Source organism: Brevibacillus gelatini (genome assembly GCF_050920745.1).
GTDB classification, from domain to species: Bacteria; Bacillota; Bacilli; order Brevibacillales; family Brevibacillaceae; genus Brevibacillus; species Brevibacillus gelatini.
This window is the reverse complement of sequence record NZ_CP154342.1, coordinates 3,050,363-3,068,525: the sequence shown is the minus strand read 5'-3', so window position 1 is coordinate 3,068,525 and position 18,163 is coordinate 3,050,363. Positions and strand designations below refer to the sequence as shown.

17 protein-coding genes and 2 tRNA genes are annotated in these 18,163 nt (G+C 45.3%); 16 read left to right on the top strand and 3 right to left on the bottom strand.

Going from position 1 to position 18,163, the window contains the following annotated elements; translation table 11 throughout:
* Positions 1–222: 222 nt before the first annotated feature.
* From AAFJ72_RS14805 to AAFJ72_RS14785, 5 genes are all read left to right on the top strand, one after another.
* Positions 223–813, top strand: coding sequence for a phosphatidylglycerophosphatase A family protein (locus tag AAFJ72_RS14805; protein WP_432774509.1), 591 nt, complete (start codon positions 223–225; stop codon positions 811–813).
* A gap of 1,038 nt (positions 814–1,851) precedes the next feature.
* Positions 1,852–1,928: transfer RNA gene (locus tag AAFJ72_RS14800), tRNA-Ile, on the top strand.
* 49 nt (positions 1,929–1,977) lie between these two features.
* Positions 1,978–2,053 (top strand) — tRNA-Val (locus AAFJ72_RS14795).
* A gap of 114 nt (positions 2,054–2,167) precedes the next feature.
* Positions 2,168–2,455: a hypothetical protein gene (locus AAFJ72_RS14790; RefSeq protein WP_432774508.1), complete on the top strand. Its 288-nt coding sequence runs from the start codon at positions 2,168–2,170 to the stop codon at positions 2,453–2,455.
* Positions 2,456–2,566: 111 nt separating this feature from the next.
* Positions 2,567–4,035 (top strand): IS5 family transposase gene (locus AAFJ72_RS14785; protein ID WP_432774507.1). Its coding sequence is split into 2 segments (ribosomal slippage): positions 2,567–3,064 and positions 3,067–4,035, totalling 1,467 coding nucleotides; the frame shifts between segments, so codons are not numbered across the junction.
* Between the two features lie 41 nt (positions 4,036–4,076).
* On the opposite strand, the gene AAFJ72_RS14780 is transcribed toward AAFJ72_RS14785, so the two are convergent.
* Positions 4,077–4,922 (bottom strand): hypothetical protein, encoded by an 846-nt coding sequence (locus AAFJ72_RS14780; protein WP_432774506.1) that lies wholly within the window; start codon positions 4,920–4,922, stop codon positions 4,077–4,079.
* 155 nt (positions 4,923–5,077) lie between these two features.
* Here AAFJ72_RS14780 and AAFJ72_RS14775 point away from each other — a divergent pair, with 155 nt between their 5' ends.
* The 6 genes from AAFJ72_RS14775 to AAFJ72_RS14750 all read left to right on the top strand — a co-directional run bounded on the left by AAFJ72_RS14775 (position 5,078) and on the right by AAFJ72_RS14750 (position 11,229).
* Positions 5,078–5,833, top strand: coding sequence for a DUF2357 domain-containing protein (locus AAFJ72_RS14775; protein WP_432774505.1), 756 nt, complete (start codon positions 5,078–5,080; stop codon positions 5,831–5,833).
* 40 nt (positions 5,834–5,873) lie between these two features.
* Entirely contained in the window at positions 5,874–6,278 is a 405-nt protein-coding gene (locus AAFJ72_RS14770) for an HIT family protein (RefSeq protein WP_432774504.1), read from the top strand.
* A 13-nt stretch (positions 6,279–6,291) separates the two neighbouring features.
* Positions 6,292–6,615, top strand: a complete 324-nt coding sequence (locus AAFJ72_RS14765) for a nucleoside triphosphate pyrophosphohydrolase (RefSeq protein WP_432774503.1) — start codon at positions 6,292–6,294, stop codon at positions 6,613–6,615.
* Positions 6,615–9,068 carry a DEAD/DEAH box helicase family protein gene (locus tag AAFJ72_RS14760; protein WP_432774502.1) on the top strand — a complete coding sequence of 818 codons (2,454 nt, stop codon included), beginning with the start codon at positions 6,615–6,617 and terminating at the stop codon, positions 9,066–9,068. Before AAFJ72_RS14765 ends, AAFJ72_RS14760 begins: the two co-directional genes overlap by 1 nt.
* 56 nt (positions 9,069–9,124) lie before the next feature.
* The gene (locus tag AAFJ72_RS14755) at positions 9,125–9,274 is read left to right on the top strand and encodes a hypothetical protein (protein WP_432774501.1); all 150 of its coding nucleotides are present in this window, start codon (positions 9,125–9,127) and stop codon (positions 9,272–9,274) included.
* 1,559 nt (positions 9,275–10,833) lie between these two features.
* Complete coding sequence (locus AAFJ72_RS14750; protein ID WP_432774500.1) at positions 10,834–11,229, top strand: hypothetical protein; 396 nt, start codon at positions 10,834–10,836, stop codon at positions 11,227–11,229.
* Between the two features lie 324 nt (positions 11,230–11,553).
* Here the strand turns inward: AAFJ72_RS14750 and AAFJ72_RS14745 are convergent, their stop codons facing one another.
* A complete protein-coding gene (locus tag AAFJ72_RS14745) occupies positions 11,554–12,375 on the bottom strand; it encodes a DUF6492 family protein (protein ID WP_122906385.1) in 822 nt (273 codons plus the stop codon).
* Between the two features lie 341 nt (positions 12,376–12,716).
* Complete coding sequence (locus AAFJ72_RS14740; protein WP_122906384.1) at positions 12,717–13,235, bottom strand: DUF3231 family protein; 519 nt, start codon at positions 13,233–13,235, stop codon at positions 12,717–12,719.
* Positions 13,236–13,559: 324 nt separating this feature from the next.
* On the opposite strand from AAFJ72_RS14740, the gene AAFJ72_RS14735 reads away from it, so the two are divergent.
* The 5 genes from AAFJ72_RS14735 to AAFJ72_RS14715 all read left to right on the top strand — a co-directional run bounded on the left by AAFJ72_RS14735 (position 13,560) and on the right by AAFJ72_RS14715 (position 18,107).
* Positions 13,560–14,033 (top strand): hypothetical protein, encoded by a 474-nt coding sequence (locus AAFJ72_RS14735; RefSeq protein ID WP_432774498.1) that lies wholly within the window; start codon positions 13,560–13,562, stop codon positions 14,031–14,033.
* 160 nt (positions 14,034–14,193) lie between these two features.
* Positions 14,194–14,394 (top strand): response regulator transcription factor, encoded by a 201-nt coding sequence (locus AAFJ72_RS14730; RefSeq protein WP_122906382.1) that lies wholly within the window; start codon positions 14,194–14,196, stop codon positions 14,392–14,394.
* Positions 14,395–14,567: 173 nt separating this feature from the next.
* The gene (locus tag AAFJ72_RS14725; RefSeq protein ID WP_432774497.1) at positions 14,568–16,073 is read left to right on the top strand and encodes a methyl-accepting chemotaxis protein; all 1,506 of its coding nucleotides are present in this window, start codon (positions 14,568–14,570) and stop codon (positions 16,071–16,073) included.
* 115 nt (positions 16,074–16,188) lie between these two features.
* Positions 16,189–17,940, top strand: coding sequence for a putative bifunctional diguanylate cyclase/phosphodiesterase (locus tag AAFJ72_RS14720; protein ID WP_432774496.1), 1,752 nt, complete (start codon positions 16,189–16,191; stop codon positions 17,938–17,940).
* Complete coding sequence (locus tag AAFJ72_RS14715) at positions 17,940–18,107, top strand: Spo0E family sporulation regulatory protein-aspartic acid phosphatase (protein ID WP_432774495.1); 168 nt, start codon at positions 17,940–17,942, stop codon at positions 18,105–18,107. The genes AAFJ72_RS14720 and AAFJ72_RS14715 overlap by 1 nt, the downstream gene beginning before the upstream one ends.
* Positions 18,108–18,163 lie beyond the last annotated feature (56 nt).

Below are 18,163 nucleotides of genomic sequence, written 5' to 3'. Positions count from 1 at the left end.
TCATTATACAGGAGAGCGCATGGCCTGCCCAATGCTTTCGTGTTGCGCGACCACGAAAAAGGCGGTCAGCTTGTGGCAAAGCGCTTTTTGCATGCCTTTTTCGCAAGCGGCGGGAAGGTTGCTCGCATGTTCTTTGGGCGAAAGATTGTCGCAATTTTGTCACCGTGTGATACTATGGTAGGAAACGACTTCACTTGATTTGTGGAAGGGGTTGTCTCTTATATGAAGAAGCAAGTACACAGCATCGAAGTCAGAAACGCTGCTCTCAATCGCCTGGCAGAACGTGGCGTCACGGTGGAGGACATCGCGGAGATCGTTTATCTCATGCAGTCTCCGTACCATCCCGGCCTGACCATGGAGCCGTGCATCGAGAGTGTGAAAGCTGTCCTGGAAAAAAGGGAAATGCAGCACGCTATTCTGGTGGGCATTGAGTTGGATACGCTGGCGGAAAAAGGGCTTTTGTCCGAACCGCTCCAGTCGATCATCGCCACAGACGAAGGCCTGTTCGGCTGCGACGAGACGCTGGCTTTGGGATCGGTCTTCGGATACGGCAGCATCGCCGTCACCACCTTCGGGCATCTGGACAAACATAAAGTCGGCGTCATCAAAAAACTGGATACCAAGTCGTCAGAAGGCCGCGTACACACATTCCTCGACGACCTGGTCGCAAGTGTGGCAGCAAACGCCTCCAGCCGGATGGCCCATCGCATGCGGGATGAGCAGGAAGCGGAGCTGGAGCGCTCGGAAGGAGAAGCGTTGAAAACGGAGCTGCGCGTGGAGGACGAAGGAAAAGGGACGGAGCAAGCAGGGTAGGGTAGCAGGGAAGGCTGTGGGATGTAATGGCCTGAATTGTTAGCTATCTATGTATTGTAGCTATCTATTTAAGTAGGTAGTGTGAGGCGTTTATTTGCCGAAGTTTTTTCTGATTTGCTGTTTTTCCGTTTGCCACGGAAGCTGTGGGAAAAGATATTGTGTTGGATGAGCGAGAGTCATTTTTTCGTTGGTGCTGTTTCCATGCTTGGGTTCGCTGCTGTTTGGGTGGGCGGAGCCGGAGGGTGGGGAGAGTAGCGGCGGGGGGATGGCTTTTGTTTTGGGGGGGGAGGGGGTGGGGTGTATTTCATTTATTTGCTTGTTCGATTACTTGCTTACTTGCTTGCTTACTTGCTTACTCGACGGGGCTGTCTCAAAAGTCGCTTTAATGACTTAGAGATGCCCTCTTTTGAAATTCAATAGCCCTAATAAACCAATGTTGCGTTTTGGTGATTTTGCTTATTGGGACTTTTTGGAAAGTCGCTTCTTTTGTATTGATGACAACTGTTGTCATCACTGTTGCCAAAAGCTCAACTGGAAAGCACAATCGGAAAGCTCATTTGGAAAGCTCATTTGGAAAGCTCCATTGGAAATCGCAGTTGGTAGCCTCACGGAAAGTTTTCTCAGTCGATAATCACACGGAACGCTTTGCTGAATACATCAACTGAAGGACTCAATTGAGTAACCAGCTAGTAACCAACTGAGTAACTTAACCAGTAGCTCAACCAATATCTAATCAATACCTCAACGAGTAATTCAACTGAAAGCCTTAACTGAAAGCTTGGGCATTAGCCTAAAAGGCTCAGGCTGGTGAATGGTTTTTCGAAGAACTTTTTGGTTTTTAGCGAGATTTTTTCAAAAGTGTGTGTGCAAGTTCTTGTTTTTGGGAGGGAGAATAGCACGCCAAAAGCCTGATTTTACGCGGTTTTTCGTGGGGTTTTCGTAGGAGTGAAAAAAATTACAAGAAATTATTCATTTCCTCTTGAAATCCATCTCGGGATGCTGTATAGTAATAAATGTGATCGACGTCCGGAGCGATTCGGGCCCTTAGCTCAGTTGGTCAGAGCGGTCGGCTCATAACCGATTGGTCGTAGGTTCGAGTCCTACAGGGCCCACCATTAAGCGAGTACATAAGTTGCTTGGTTCAAGATCACATACATATCTCACGATCCGGTAGCTCAGTTGGGAGAGCACCATCTTGACAGGGTGGGGGTCGCTGGTTCGAACCCAGTCCGGATCACCATAACGTAAAAACCGCGCCATATCAACGTTTTTGCCCGACCGAATGACCGCTGGACGTACCGGAAACTGTGACGCAAGGTGTCGGTGGTCGCGGAAGGTCGAACGAGGACTGGTCGTGAACCCATACGCTCCTATTCCGCATCAAACGGAAAGGGGCGTTTTTGCGTTTATGGGCGCGATGGACAAGCGTAAAGGGCGGAAAACAACTAAACTTGATCGTTTTTCTGTTAAATCGGATTTCTCACTCGATTTGATGTTTGAAAGGTTTTATTACGCGAAAGTGGCTGAGGGAAGTAAAGAGAGGACGTTAAAAAGTTATAGAGAGAATTATAAGTTTCTCACAGATTATTTAGATAGCCGCGGCATTGGACGAGATGTGCGAAATGTAACTAGGGCTTGCTGAACAATCAAATTCCTTAGAATTTACAAGGGTTTACGTGCTCTCGGATCGAAATTAGGTGCATGGAAAATACGATCTTTTCACCAAAAACCGTGCACGTGGAGTGAGCCGATCATGTATCGTATCCCCGAAAGCCAGCTACAGTTATTCGAAGATTTTTTCTTGCCGTTCGGTGGCAAATTGAATAAAGACAATCGTTGGGTTCAACTAGCCGCCATCATCCCGTGGTGGCGAGCGGAAGAAAAATACGCGAAGTCATTCAAGAAATCGATGCGTGGTCAAATCCCCTTGTCTGTCCGTATGGCTTTGGGGGCTTTGTACATTCAGGAGCGCATGCAGCTCGATGATCGAGAGACGGTGCAACAGATCACGGAAAACCTGTACTACCAATACTTCCTCGGGCTACCCGGTTTTCAGGATAAACCACCCTTTCATCATTCGCTCATGACTCATTTTCGCAAACGATTGGGTGCAGACGTTGTCACGCAAATCAATGAATGGATTCTGGAGGAAGAAGCAGCACGTGAGAAAGAAGATGACAAGAACGACCCTTCGGGTCCTTCGAAGAAGGACAAAACTTCTCATGCCTGCTCTGCTCAGGCTAGTGATGAGCAAGTGAAAATAAAGGAACACTCATGCTTGATGCGACCTGCGCACCAGCGGACATCTCGTATCCGACCGACCTGAAATTGCTGAACGAGGCACGGGAAAAGCTCGAAGCGATCATTGATGTGCTGCACGAGCCTTACATCGGAGAGACGAAAAAGCCAAGAACCTATCGCCACACCGCCCGTAAACGTTACCTCGAGATCGCCAAGAAACGCCGGGCTGGTGCCAAAGCCGTTCGGAAAGCGATTGGGAAGCAGCTTCGCTATGTCTCCCGAAATCTTCGCATCATCAAAATGCTTGCAGAGAAAACCAGCTTGAATCAACTGAGTCCTTGGCAGTATCGGCAATTGCTCGTCATATCCGAACTGTACCGCCAACAGCAGGAGATGTACAACAAACGTAGCCACTCGGTAGAAGATCGCATCGTCAGTCTTTCTCAGCCTCATGTACGTCCGATTGTACGCGGGAAAGTGAACGCATCCGTTGAGTTTGGGGCCAAGATAGCGATCAGTCTGGTGGATGGTTACGCTCGGATGGAGAAGCTGTCCTGGGATAACTTCAATGAAAGCATGACATTGAAAGCGGCCGTAGAGGCGTACGTCCAACGATATGGTTGCTATCCCGAAGCAATTCTTGCCGACCAAATCTACCGAAACCGGGAAAACCTTCGCTTTTGCAAGCAAAACGGCATACGGCTGAGCGGCCCGAGCTTAGGGCGTCCAAAGAAAGACGAGGAGCAAGATCGCAACCAGGCACGGCAGGATGCCTCGGCACGCAACGCAATCGAAGGGAAATTTGGAGAAGGCAAACGCTCCTACGGACTGGGGCGTATTCGAGCACGCCTTCGGGAGACAAGTGAAACCGTGATCGCCTTGCAACTGCTTGTCATGAATCTCGAACGCAAGCTACGTGTTCTCTTTTTGCCGATTTTCAGACTACTGTTGAATCTAAGCCGCCAGCCTCAATGGACCTAGAGACAAAATGTTCAGCAGCCCCTATTTAGAAGGTTAGGAGTTTACACAAAATAGTTTATAGACTCGAAAAGTCCAATAAGCCAGGGGGTTTCCGGATAGACTTGATACTTACCCGCCTTTGATTTAGTTAAGTTTCCTATTGAGCAGAAAAGTGAGAATTCATCCTTGGTAATTCGAGATAACCTATGAAAATCACCTGGAAACTCTACACTAAATCTCTCGTTAAACACCACAGAGAAGACATCGTTGTTTTTAGAGTCATTAGCGTTTAAGTAGCCGTAATCTTTACCGAATCTAATCGAGCTAAGGTTTCCAGTCACACATACGAGCTTACCTAGCAAAGCGTCAGATAAATCATCGACCGTTACATACCGAACTACATTGCGTTTCTTCCCAGAATTAACACCGTTTTCATCAAACGAAACTACTTGACTAATATTTGGATCTTGTTTACTTCGGTTCGCTTCCTTGGGATTTTGTCCATCTGTCTTTTCTGCTGATTCAGTCCTTGCGCTATCTTTTTTAGCTAATGCTCTTTTCATTATGTCTTTAGCACGTTTTTTATTTATGACAATTACATTGTTTGGTTCGTCAGTATCTTCAACGATTGTTACGCCGCCGCCAGGGGTTCTTTCAAATGCATATGAACATCCTTTTTTATGCTCATCTTTTGGCCATGTTGAAAAATATGCATTTCCTAATCCATTCTTGGGACGGTGATGTCTCAATCTTGCTTTACAATCCAAAATAGGACAATAAAGATGAGCACGAAATATCTTTCTGTACATTAGATGGTTAGTTTCTCTCATTTGATATAGGACTTCAGCACTTATATATTCTCTAAATTTATTTTCTGGACGAAAAGAAGACAGTCTAATTTTAGCCATTAGCATATTCTCCTTAGCAATAACTTTGAAACTAACTCAAGAATAGCATAATTTACCAGTGGGTGATTAGTAAATACTTAAGAAAAATTAATTTATATTGCTTGTCAAGAAAGTTGTTTTTTGGCCATCTTCACATGAAAAGAGATAATTTAGAGATGCAGCGAGCTTTCGAGGATATGCTGGACACAGCATGGTTATTCGATGTCGGTGATTTGCAGTACATTCCGGCAACTTCTACGGTACTACAAAACAAGTACGGCTACCGTCAGTGGTATTCGTTTTATCAGGAAAGTTTACTGGGTTCGAATTATCCGCTTCCATACCAAGATTTAATCGCGATGATTGAGGGTAGGAACATCGCTACTCTTTTCGAATACTGGTGTTATTTCAGTATCATCGATGCGATAAAGGAGATATCCGGTTTCCGACCAATCACCTTTAAACGGGAATTTAACGAAGATGGTATTCATGTGCTGCGCGATGGTCTGAAGGTAACGTTTCTTATCAGGCAAGAAAGTCTGGATGTATATTATAATAAGACGTTTGTCGGCCAAAGAACAGGAAGAGAAGGCTCCTATTCCCAAAGTTATCGGCCGGACATCAGCTTGCATTGGCGGAATCATTGGTATCATTTTGATGCCAAATTCAAGTACGCGGTAAGTTCGGATGAAGATGGCTGCAGCCGATTTGTAAAAAAAGAAGATATCGATAAAATGCACACGTACAAGGATGCAATCATCGGAACAAGGAGTGCATGGGTGCTGTTTCCTTCCGAGGTCGAAGGTTCCTATGAGTACTACGTCGATCCTCAGGACCAAAGCAGACGATCGGGAATTGGAGCAATCGGAGTTTTGCCTGGGAACATGAAAGAGTTAACCAATGTGGTGAATAAAATACTGGAAGTAAATTGAAGAAAATCTTTACCTTTAACAGAGGAAGAGGATGTAAAAAATGACTATGCAGATTCATACGGACAACAAAGACTTCCCCTGCCCATTCTGTCGTACACAATCTCTTGAAATCATCCTGGAAAACGACAAAGCCATTGCATTTTATGATAAATACCCTGTTCAACAAGGCCATTTGTTGATCGTACCCAAACGTCATGTTGCCACTTACTTTGCTGCTACAGATGAAGAGATCATGGCCATTCATGAACTCATCAAGACAGGAAAAGAACTGCTTGATCGAAAATACGCCCCCGACGGCTACAACATTGGCGTCAATGTTGGGGAGTACGGCGGACAAACCGTGATGCATCTGCACATACACTTGATTCCCCGTTACAAGGGCGACATGGAAGATCCGCGTGGGGGGATTCGCAAAGCAATCCCCAATCTGGTACCTTATCCCTAAAGGAGAATTTACTATGCCGATCTACAACAAATTGATCCGAGACCGTATACCAGAAATCATCGCAGCAACGGGTAAACGATATACGACCAGCGTATTATCGGATGATGAATACGTGGTCAAACTCCGCGAAAAGTGCCAGGAAGAGCTTGATGAGTACAATACTGCCCAATCCGATCAGGATAGTCTGGAAGAACTGGCCGATTTGTTGGAAGTCGTCTATGCGCTAGCCCGTGTTCACGGAGCATCCCCAAGGGATCTGGAAGAGATTCGCAGATCCAAAGCGGATAAGCGGGGAGGCTTTGAGAGGAAGCTGTTCCTTCATGAGGTAGAAGATTAATGGCAGAAGTCAGACTTATTACGGAAAATCTACTCACAGAAATGGCGAGGGAGATGAAGAAAGCTTCCTCCATTTACATACTGACCTCCTTTGTCATGTACTCCGGTGTTCGCCTGCTTGAGCTGTATTTGAAAGAGGCAGTCGAACGTGGAGCAGAAGTAAAGGTGCTAGCTGGAGATTACCTGTATGTGACGCAACCTGATGCGTTGCAGGCACTGCTTGAGATTGACCCACGTATAGAAGTACGCCTGTGGCGTAGCGGTGGAACAGCTTTTCATCCCAAAGCGTATCTTCTCCAATATGAAGACAACGATGGAGTTTTCATTGTTGGTTCATCGAATCTGTCTCGTTCGGCATTTACCTATGGTGTCGAGTGGAATCTGGCGATGCAGGCCAAGGCCGCACCCACGACATTTGAAGAAGCACAAACCAGATTCATGCACCTGTTTTACCATGAGCAGACGGTTCCCTTGAACAGCGAGACCTGTCTGTATTATGCAAAGGAGTATGATGAGTATCACCGGCTTCATCCCTCACTTGTGAAAACGTGGACAGAAACGGAAGAGATTGAACTAACCATGCCGGCATTCGAGTATGCCGCAAAACAGGATTCCTTCCTGCTGAAAGAAGAGATCGCTTCCTATGGCGGTATTGTACCTCGACCAGCCCAGCAAATCGCTCTTGAAGAGTTGGAGAAAACGATGAGTGAGGGCTATGACAAAGCGATGGTGGTCATGGCTACCGGACTGGGAAAAACGTATTTGGCTGCTTTTTTTGCAAGGAACTTTAACAGGATTCTCTTTATCGCCCATAGAGAAGAACTGCTATACCAGGCGCGTCGTTCCTTTATGGAAGTATTGCCGGAACGAACCTGCGGGGTCTATGACGGTCAGTCAAAGGAAAATAAAGCGGATTCCGTCTTTGCCTCCATCTACACGCTAAGCATGAAGCGACATCTGGAAATGTTTCACCCTGACGAGTTTGACCTGATTATCGTGGACGAGTTTCACCATGCTGCGGCGAACTCATACAGGCGTGTACTTGATTATTTCCAACCTACCTTCTTGCTGGGAATCACGGCGACGCCATATCGGGCAGACGGGAAAGACGTATACGCCATCTGTGATGGAAATGTTGCCTTTCAGCTCGATTTTATTGAAGCGGTACAGCGTGGATGGTTGGCTCCGTTTCGGTACTATGGTGTGTATGACGATACGGATTATTCCCAAATTTCCTGGTTGGGCACTCGCTATGATGAAGAAGAGCTGTTGCACGCTCAACTTAAAGAAGAAATGGCAGCAAAAATATTTGCAGCCTGGAGCAAGCATAAGCAAACCAGAACCCTTGCATTTTGCTCCTCGATCCGTCAGGCAGATTTCTTGAGTAAATTTTTTCATGATAAAGGTGTTCGGGCGCTTAGCCTCCACTCCAAGACGAGGGAAATGCCACGATCAGAGGCGATTCGCCAGATGGAAAAAGGAGAGCTAGAAGTCATTTTTACCGTCGATCTTTTTAATGAGGGAACGGACATTCCTTCAGTGGACACGCTCTTGTTTGTCCGTCCGACGGAATCGTTAACCATTTTTACCCAGCAAGTCGGTCGTGGCTTGCGATTGTATCCTACCAAGGAATACTGCACCATTATTGATTTGATTGGGAACTATCGAAATGCTGACGTCAAACTAAGTCTATTTGATACAAAAAAGGATACAAGAAAAAAGAATTCTGACTGGAAACCGGTTGTGCCGCCCAATTGTGCCATTGAACTGGAAACAGGCGTAATCAATCTGCTGCAGGAATTGGCATACAAAAAACAGCCGCGCAGGGAAAAACTTCTCCATGCTTTTGAGGAAGTGAAACGCGAATTGGGGCGGATTCCAACCTATCTGGAGCTTCATTTGCACGGCAGAGAAAACAGCCGTGAGTACAGACAGGAATTCAAGTCTTACGTCCGTTTTCTGGATTGGGCTGGTCAATTAAGGGAACAAGAGAGTGAACTGCTGAAAAAATATGAGCATTGGCTTAGCGAAGTCGAAGCGACTGGAATGGCAAAAAGCTATAAAATGATCGTTTTGCTTTACATGCTTAATCGGGGGGAACAAGGATGGCATCAGCCCGTAACTCCACAGGAGGTAGCCCCATTCTTTCACCGATATTTGACGGAAAAGGAATTCCGCAAACGGATTGATTTCTCGGACAAATCATCACAGAAATTATGGACGTACAACGAGGAACAAGTGTCCCAGTTGATAGCCGAGATGCCGATGAGCAAGTGGAGCGGCAACTCGAAGGGATTGGTTATATTTACTGACGGTGTGTTTTCCCTGAATTTTGATATTGCCCCTGAGGAAAGTCCGATTCTGTACCGTTGGACAAAAGAGATATGTCTGTACCGATTGCACTACCATTTTGAGAAGAAAGCGGGGGAACAAATGGAGAAAGAAAACGTTTGAGGAACAGATAGCCGGGTGTGCGTGAGTGGGTGCTGAACATTAAGGAGTTTCCTTGCATGGTATGGTGTACGGAGGAAAGAGGTTCTGGCATCCGTTTTTTGCCGACTTTGCTGCAACGATTGAGCGATGCCAGTAAACATGTATCCTATGGCAAGCGGGCCTATCTGCCTGCCACTCCATGTGAAGCTGTTGATGTAACTGTCTGACCGTTAAAAAATTTACATTCTGTAGTTTTAAGCGTGGTTTAACATGATTTCTTTGTCATTATCGCTAACAGTTGCTTTGCTGATTGCTCATTAAACGGAATGATTTGGCCGAGACCCACCTACAACCATAAACGTTTTTTCAACAAACAAAAACCCGTCACCGCAGGATGACAGGTCGCTGAAGTTGGAATAAGTTCATACTGCGAAACGAGGAATATGTCGCTCTTGTGGATGATGCTCTTACGCCCCTACATTTTTAAGGATAAACATCCAGGGGCTGTGCACAAATTGTATCACAATACCTGTGAGATTCGTACTGACGGCAACGAGAGTAACACTGTTCATCAACTATATATTCTGGTCTCCGATAAGGCATACATATCGTTTCACACATGGTGCCATTTTCTTGAGGCGGACTTACACGCATACATTCAGTCATACAATCTTGGAAGCTAGGATAACGAAATTCAACCAATCGACCATTTACTTTCTTGAATCGCTTTGACTTGGATTTTTTCTTTTTCAAGTGAGATCAGCTCCTTATGATGATCTAAGGTAGGGTATTCACGGAATTTCCCTTTGACTGGACGATTGTTCTCATGTACGGAACACAGACGTAAAAAACAACGTTAGGAATGTCGCCGCAGTGGGATAGGTCGTTCTTAACAAAACACACGATATGATAAATAAGGAGTGAAATCATGAAAAAGTCGGGTTTTACAAAAATGAAGCCAAGAATGTAAGGCTGGATGAAGTGCTTGACCAGATAAAAGCGGACGATTAAAGCGAGCATCGATGTGACAAAGATATTTTCAAAGACAGGTAACTCAAGGTCGACATCAAGATCGCAGCACATGGCGGGGAGGGTATTTGGGAGGCTGCGGCAGAACGGGGAGACGACGAAGGCCTCATGGAAATCCTCGCGCAGTGGATTGCGGAGGTAAGGGATCGGACGTCATATAATCCACGAAACTTCTTTGTCGCGCTACGGTTGTACGAGAGAAAACTCAATGAGATTCAGGGCAAGTATAACCAGCTTCATCCCCAAATGAGTAAACTTCCGAAACAGTACGGTCAATGGTCTGGCTGCGAGTGTGGAGAGCCTTATGCACCAACTTTGGCGGCAGGCAACGGCGAAAGGGAGAGTGCGTAAACATGACTCAACAGGAGGTTATCGCCAAAATAACTCCGGCAGCTGTTGCAGACATACGCACAACGCGCGTCCCTGCCTCGTTGACTATCGCCCAGGCATTCTGGAGAGGGCTAAAGCGGGTTGACTGTCAAGGCTAATAACCTTTTTGGGATAAAAGGCACAGGGCCAGCCAGCAGCGTATCCATGCCGACGACGGAGTACGTGAGCAGCAAACCTGTAAAAGTAAACGCCAACATACCTCAAGATCGGCACACCTTGGCTACCAGTCCGCGCAGTTGCAGAGACAGTTTCCGCCAAAGTCGAGCGGTGCGTTGCCACAAAGCAGGTCAAGGTTAACAGCCACGACGTGAAAGAAGGGGATTTTTGGCGTTCAGCGCTACCGAGACAATCGAGGACGTCCATTACGATGCGAGAGGGCGCCAGATATTCCACTTGGGTGGTTCGTTCTGGCGCCCTTTTATTTTCAAACGCAAAGGAGGCAAGTCATGGAGAAGAAATACTAGATTTATGGTCAGGAAAAATGAAAGAGGTTGTTCTTATCTCAACACTCAACGTCAGTCATTTCACTAAGAGAGCGGATTATCCCTATCCAGCGCCACTACCCAAGGAAAGTGATTTGGATGAGGGTATTAAAGCGATCGGTAACAACCCATCCAGCCGGAATAACTTGATTATACCTGATCCAAAGTTTCGCACCTTTTTTCGCACCCATAATACTGGTGATTTCAAATCTATCAGCCGAACTGTCTGTAATGACCCATCCTTGCGGTACGATTTGATTGTTCCTAATCCACATTTTTGATCCGTAGCTGGAACTAGTGGCCTGGGCTTGATTGAGGGATGCGTGGGAGGAGATGCTTTGATCGGACACTTTTGAAAGCGTTTGATTAACTTCTGCAGCTTGAGTTGGATGTGTGAGAGACACCGTAATTAAGAAAACACCCAAACTCGATACTATACTTTTTTTTAGCATAAAAAACTCGACTTCCTTTGAATTTATACTAACAACTGTAATTTATACCTAAAATTGGTAGTTGTAAAGGAGGTGTGTGTTTGTTTTTGCTATTTTCAATATTATGTCACATCTGGCCAAAGCTAAACCTGCGCAGTTAGACGCGCCAACCCTTCATTTCCTCCCTCTCTTCTTCCGAATATACCATCTACGTTTATGAAAAGAGATAGACCTGTATCTCTGAGCCAGTCTAATCATCCGCCTACGTGTAAGTGAAGCCGGTCTTGAACAAAGACTTTTGTTAAGCGCACTTTTCACCACCAGTTGACCAGGATAGTGCGCTTTCACAAAGTTCCCGTAAGTTTCGAACTCGGAGAAGCCGGCATAACTCTGTTTGTTGGTCTTTTTGATAATGGCCCAGTACCACCTGGTCTTATGCATGGCTTCGATTTTACGCTTCAGTCGGGAGAGCTTGGATTTGTCGAACAGCATATAGTGGGCAACGAAAGAGCGCGAGGCGGTTGGCCTGGTCCCCAGTAATTTCCTGTAGGTGCGAAAATACTCGGGACGACTCCAGTTCCGGCAGTAAAAAACGGTTTTCCCGTTGAAAAGAAAGACGTGAGGGCGAATGAGAATGGTATCGGCGTCAATCACAAGATAATATCGTTGCTTGGTCAAGCTTCCTCCTGCCAGCTTCAACAATTGTTGGAGCAGCCAGCCTGAGCGATTGGTGCGCTTGGTTTGATAGTGAATGTCTTTTTTGCTAATCGGCAGGACGCGTCTTTCGTTGATGAAAGTGCAGTTTTTCCGTCGGCAAAGAGCCTGGATTCGTTTGCTTGGTGGCGATACAACCATGATCTTGCCGATGGGATGCTTCACTTGCTTACGGATACTGTCAATGACATAAGGAAGAGTGCCAAGGTCTTTCTCAATAGCTGGAATCAGGACGTCGATTTTAACAGAGCTGTGGAAGATGCTTTTCGCTGAACGTGCCAACTTCTCAACTCCTATTCGCCAAGCAGTTTCAAGCATAGGTGTCTGAACAGGTTAGCCAGAGTGTCCGACTTTCCAGATTCCAGATAGGATATGATTTGCGTTCTTGGGGTGAATAGGACAGATATGGAATTACTGCAAAATGTGTGTTTGCTCACTTTCTTGCGTCATTGAAAGCCATTCGGAAAACGGAATCCGAGGAACTAGACCGAAATGTTTTTGTGGCACTACGTTGTCGCTGGCATGGTCACATGGTCAGGATGCAGACTTCCAGAGAACAAAATGCTCAATATGGAAAAAGAAAAAAGGCCACCCGAAGCTTAGGGTAGCCGTCTTGAATATCTTTATACATGGGCAAGTTCGGGTGTTTGCAGATGAAGGGGTGGAGGGACCAGCCATGCCTTTTCTTTGTTCATACGTAACAGTCTCGCTCTGTACGTTGCTTTCACCTTATGGAATTGCTCAAACATCGTCCCAATATCCTCACGAATGGACTGTCCGATAATCTGGCTACACGATACTAACCCGGCAGCAATATCCAAGGATACACTGGCTGCAATTTCCGGATCATTAAACCTTGCACCGACAGGGATGCTTTCCAAATTCGCTGTCGGACGTTCTGGCGGAGAAGGAGGCAAAGCAACTCCATTCACTTTCAGCAGGTTTTCAATTTGCTCGATTTCCTGCTTCATATTTTGCGTCAGCTCTTGCAGAAACGTTTTCAAGTCCTTGTCGCCAGTGTGGTTAATGAGTGTTTGATAGCCTACCAACAATCCTTTGGTTACGGTAAGGTAACTCCAAACACCAAAGACTTCACCGTAATGCATTGGCTCGTCTTGTGGATTTCCGCTTAAAATTCCCATGTCTGTCCTCCCGGCATTGATTAGAGTTGATTGTAAGGTCCAGAGGGGTTCCCCTTACTCTAAATATCGAACCCACATGTATCTTTTACAGGCAGTTCGGGATTTATTATGGAAATTTTTTCTGGAACAAATGTATGATGGAGAAAAAGCGCTTGCTTCAAGGGGTCGTCAGAGAGTGACGGTCTTTCATTCGGTGAAAAGTAGGTGAAAAGGAATAGATGGACGAATTTTCGTATTCGTTCACGATAGCTTCACCGGAATTTGGCGTATTTGCTGGCATGGCATTAAAAGCGGCCAAAAGCGGCCGTTTTGGGAGGAATGTACATGAACAAAAAGCGGATCGGTTTCTCGGCGCTTGTACTTGCTGTTCTTGCAGGCGGATGGACTTTCTCCGGCATCTCCAGCGCTGAGGAAGAGCCTCAAAAAGAAGCGGAGGCAGTCGTTCAAAGCTTCGCTGATCTTTTGGCAAACCAGAAATACGAAGAGGCTGCGGCTCTGGTAGACGATCCTAGATTTGCAACAGAAGAGGAACAAATTCAGGCGTACAAGCAAAATGAGAACTCGGACGAAAAAATAGAGAATTTCCGCATTGTTTCCGTTGATGTAAAGGATGATAAAAGTGCAGAGGTAGAAGTTGAATTTTCCACCAAAGCAGTAGGTACTCAGCACGTTACATTGCCCATCGAAAAAAAAGGGGAAGCAATGGAAAATTGTCTTCAGGAAAGTGAAGGAATTCCCATACGCCAAAAGCCAAAAAAGCGACGTTATAGACGGGCCAGTGGAAGAGAAATAGCATAGACACAGTTAAAAGACGCTCTCAGGGGGCGTCTTTTTGTTTGCGTCACAGTTCATATTGAGTTCACGATTCTATAGTAGATTGGGAAAAAAATCAGCATTTTGATGAAAGGCAGTGGATGAAAGCGGTATCAATCTGTAGAGTTCTGAGTCCGGCCATTCCATGAAATCGCACAGTTTAAAGGAGCGCGAACTGCAAATCTTGAAATGCCTGACACAAGGGTTGCGCTATAAGGAGATATCGCAAAAATTAAGCCTGTCTGAAGGAACCGTCCGAAACTACATTTCCAGCATTTATGCAAAATTGGGTGTACAAAGCAGGGACGAAGCAACTGCATTTGCAAAAGAACATGGCATCGTCTAAACCGATGAAATCACTAGGCTCCCTAGTGATTTTTTGTCATATGACACAAATATCACTTTCCGTCATGACATGCAGTCAGTAAATTGAATGGCGTGAATCATAACCAATCAAGAGGAGGCACGGAAATTGCTTAACGATCGAATTCATGGCATTGTGACTGGAGGAGCTTTCCCATGTTAGTTTGGTTGGCGAATACGTTCCTCAATGATCTTGAAAGGGACAGGCAGAAAAATAACCTTGTATTATTGGTCATCTTTGTAGTGATGACCTTTGCAGAGGCAAATGTCTTGACTAACTTCCCATTCCTTAGTCAAACGAATCTCATCTTTTTTGGCTCCATGCTGCTCATTATGATTACAGGAATCAGCTTATCGCTGGTGAAAGCATTGGAAAAATCGTTCAAGTACATTCTCTCCGTACTCATCATTCTGTTCGGAGTATTGAACCTGCTTTTGTTCAATGCTGCTCCGAATGTGTTTGAGACGATCTACTTTACATTGGCAATCCCTCTTATTTATCTAAACGGTAGATTGATTTTGTTTACGGGAGCTTCATTAGTCGTACTCGTATATGTCGGATATGCGGTGTGGCATGAAACGTTTTTCCCGAATAGACCTGTCGAACTGATGAATATTTCCATGGGGATCTTGATCGAAACCGTCATCATTCTTTGGGGAGTAACGAGAATAGGGCGGTATCTTATCCATTCGGTGGAAAAGGAGAAGAATGAAGTAAAGAAGAGGCAACATGAATTGGAGCGTACTCAACAAATGTTGAACATGACTATTGGCCAACTCCAGAAGCATTTCAAAACGCTCCAGGACAATTTCGTCATGTCCTTGAACACTTCTGATGAGGTGCGTTTGTCTTTTAAAGAAATCGCTGCCGGAGCGCAGAGCCAGGCAGAAAATGTAGTCGATTCAGCAGATAAGCTGAATCAGATGGAACAAATAACAGGAAGTATACTGGAAAATGTTACAAAAGTTGCAACGAGTATTACCGATAGCCATGAATTGGCAGTGGACAGCAAAAATTTGCTGGAAACGTTTGAAATGACGATGAACCAATTAAATACGGTGGTTTTTGAGACAGGACAAGTCGTGAAAGGATTGACTGATCGAACGAATCAGATCCATGAGATCGTAAACCTCATCACAGGAATTGCTTCCCAAACAAATTTACTGGCTCTAAACGCAGCGATTGAAGCAGCGCGTGCAGGCGAACACGGCAGAGGCTTCGCGGTAGTAGCGGATGAGGTGAGGCAATTGGCGGAGCAATCCCACAAATCCGCTGAAAACATCCAGGTCATTATTAAACAGTTCAAGGAACAGGCGGATGCAATCGAAGAGAAGGTGGCAAGAAGTGAGATAGCGCAAAAAGAAAGCAACGCCTTGCTGCAGCAAGTCATCACAAATGTAGATCAGTTGTCTGCTTTTATCAAAGCAGTTAATGAAATTATGGGAATAATCGTTGAGCATCAACAAAATTTCCAAACCAAAACAACAGATATTGCGCATGAAATGAATATCGTCTCCAGTGTGACAGAAGAGACCTCTGCAGCTGCTCAACAAGTCTTGGCCATTGTAGAAGTGGAATCCGAGCGGAATAAAAAATCGGTCGAGGCACTTGAAACCGTTAAGGCAACCATTGCCAATTTGGGAATGTTGATTTCCAGATAAGCAATGTGTGAGTAGCAAGTGGATGATACGAACTTCCTGTTAAGCAAACGAAAAGAGGCTACTTTCTATCATGAAGTAGCTTTTTTTTCAATCGGAAATGGGGGAGGTTTAACGGATGCTACATTGGATGAAGAAAGCAGCGCAAATGTTTGCTCCAGACGATAACCCTATACTGAGCAAGCAGCTGGAGCTATTCCTGGAGCAAATTTCAGAGGCTGTAGATGTCGTGGACAGCGACGGGCGAATCATCTGGGTAAATGCAGCATTTGAAGCGCTGTATGGCTGGAAAAAGGAAAATCTTTTGGGCAGCGAGCTTCCCATCATCCCTTCAAATTGCCGGAAAGAATTGGATTCCCTGCACAAGCTTGTTCAGGAAGGCCAGCGAATAATTGGATACCAAACATCACGGGAATATTTGGATGGCACGCTCATTCCCATTGAGCTTACGGTGTTTCCGTTGATTGATCGTGCGGGCACCATTTGTGGCCGGGTGGCCATATCAAAAAAAGTGACGGAACAAAAAAGAAGTTACCATGAGGTATCTCCATTGGATCCCCTCACCCAACTCCTGAATCGAATGGAATTTATGAAAGTGGCTCAAAAGGTTTTGGACAATGGCAAAGGCATAAAGCAGAAATTGGGAGTTGCCATTCTAAACCTGGATAGATTTACGCTAATCAATCACACTTTTGGTCAAGCTGTTGGAGATCAGTTATTAAAAGAAGTAGGCGGCAGATTAAAGAAAATGAGTGGAGCGGAAACGGTACTGGCAAGGGCTGGGGGCGACGAATTTATTCTCCTTTTCAAAAACATCACAACCCACGACAATCTGGTGAAAAGCATACAAAACATGCACGCTGGATTGCAAAAGCCGTTTGGGAATTTCCAGAACGGTACTATCGCGATCACGGCGAGTATGGGTGTCAGTGTATATCCAAGAGACGGGCGCAATCTCGACCTGTTGATACAAAAAGCGTATATCGCCTTGCATGCATCCAAAAAAGCAGGAAAAAACACGTTTCATTTTTACACGCGGAAACTGGGAAATGTATTTTGCGAACATTTTTTGTTGGGACAGGATTTGAGAATAGGGTTTGAAAGCAATGAATTGGAGGTTCATTATCAGCCTATGGCTGAAATGGCCACAGGCGCAGTATGCGGACTGGAGGCTTTAGTGAGGTGGAGGCATCCGCAAAAAGGTTTAATCCCCCCTTCCCAATTTATCCCTATTGCAGAAGAGATCGGGATCATTGACAGCATAGGTTTGTGGATTTTACGAAGAGCATGCCTCGACATCAAGCAAATACAAATGCGAAGCAAAAAAGGTCTGAAGGTGGCTGTCAATTTATCTGCGATTCAGCTTCAGAATAAAAATTTCCCCCGACAGGTTCAAAAAATATTGCGAGATACAAACGTCGACGGGAGATTTTTGGAACTGGAAATAACAGAAAGTGCTGTTATCAAAGACGCGGAGCATACCATTCAAATCCTGAAAGAGCTCAAAGCAATGGGGATTCAAATTTCAATAGATGATTTTGGCACAGGATACTCATCGCTTGATTATCTCAAGCGGTTTCCTTTGAACAATGTAAAAATAGACAAATCGTTCATTCAAAGGATGGATGTTGAGGATGTCATCATTGTTACCGGGATCATAAAAATAGCGCAGCATCTGCAGCTGCGTGTAATTGGTGAAGGCGTGGAATCACTGGAGCATCTGGAGTTTTTGCGAGAACACAATTGCGATCTCTACCAGGGTTATTTACTCTCAAAGCCATTGCCATTTGAAAACATATGTAAGTTTTTGGAAGAACGGAGCAGTCTGGAGCATGAGATTAATCTGGAGGAATGGAGGAGCGCGGAGTAATGGACAAGCATAAACTTTTGGCCCACATTACAGCGTTGCAAAAACAGTTAATCAAGTTGTCTTCACGTAAAGGCTCTCTTACAGACAGTGAGGTGGTATCAAAGAGTGAAGAACTGGACAAGTTCATCATAAAATATATGATGCTTACAACGGAAAGACCAAAATGAAAGCGCTTCCCGGAAAAGTTTTGTGGATGCCCGGCATGTTGGGACAGTTCGCCCAG

What these genes read in the sequence shown, in the direction of transcription:
- AAFJ72_RS14735 (WP_432774498.1), top strand. Translation starts at nt 13,560, where the DNA reads ATGAACAAAAAGCGGATCGGTTTCTCGGCGCTTGTACTTGCTGTTCTT.
- AAFJ72_RS14715 (WP_432774495.1), top strand. Translation starts at nt 17,940, where the DNA reads ATGGACAAGCATAAACTTTTGGCCCACATTACAGCGTTGCAAAAACAG.
- AAFJ72_RS14805 (WP_432774509.1), top strand. Translation starts at nt 223, where the DNA reads ATGAAGAAGCAAGTACACAGCATCGAAGTCAGAAACGCTGCTCTCAAT.
- AAFJ72_RS14725 (WP_432774497.1), top strand. Translation starts at nt 14,568, where the DNA reads ATGTTAGTTTGGTTGGCGAATACGTTCCTCAATGATCTTGAAAGGGAC.
- AAFJ72_RS14750 (WP_432774500.1), top strand. Translation starts at nt 10,834, where the DNA reads ATGCGAGAGGGCGCCAGATATTCCACTTGGGTGGTTCGTTCTGGCGCC.
- AAFJ72_RS14720 (WP_432774496.1), top strand. Translation starts at nt 16,189, where the DNA reads ATGCTACATTGGATGAAGAAAGCAGCGCAAATGTTTGCTCCAGACGAT.
- AAFJ72_RS14755 (WP_432774501.1), top strand. Translation starts at nt 9,125, where the DNA reads ATGGTATGGTGTACGGAGGAAAGAGGTTCTGGCATCCGTTTTTTGCCG.
- AAFJ72_RS14740 (WP_122906384.1), bottom strand. Translation starts at nt 13,235, where the DNA reads ATGGGAATTTTAAGCGGAAATCCACAAGACGAGCCAATGCATTACGGT.
- AAFJ72_RS14780 (WP_432774506.1), bottom strand. Translation starts at nt 4,922, where the DNA reads ATGGCTAAAATTAGACTGTCTTCTTTTCGTCCAGAAAATAAATTTAGA.
- AAFJ72_RS14760 (WP_432774502.1), top strand. Translation starts at nt 6,615, where the DNA reads ATGGCAGAAGTCAGACTTATTACGGAAAATCTACTCACAGAAATGGCG.
- AAFJ72_RS14770 (WP_432774504.1), top strand. Translation starts at nt 5,874, where the DNA reads ATGACTATGCAGATTCATACGGACAACAAAGACTTCCCCTGCCCATTC.
- AAFJ72_RS14730 (WP_122906382.1), top strand. Translation starts at nt 14,194, where the DNA reads ATGAAATCGCACAGTTTAAAGGAGCGCGAACTGCAAATCTTGAAATGC.
- AAFJ72_RS14775 (WP_432774505.1), top strand. Translation starts at nt 5,078, where the DNA reads ATGCAGCGAGCTTTCGAGGATATGCTGGACACAGCATGGTTATTCGAT.
- AAFJ72_RS14765 (WP_432774503.1), top strand. Translation starts at nt 6,292, where the DNA reads ATGCCGATCTACAACAAATTGATCCGAGACCGTATACCAGAAATCATC.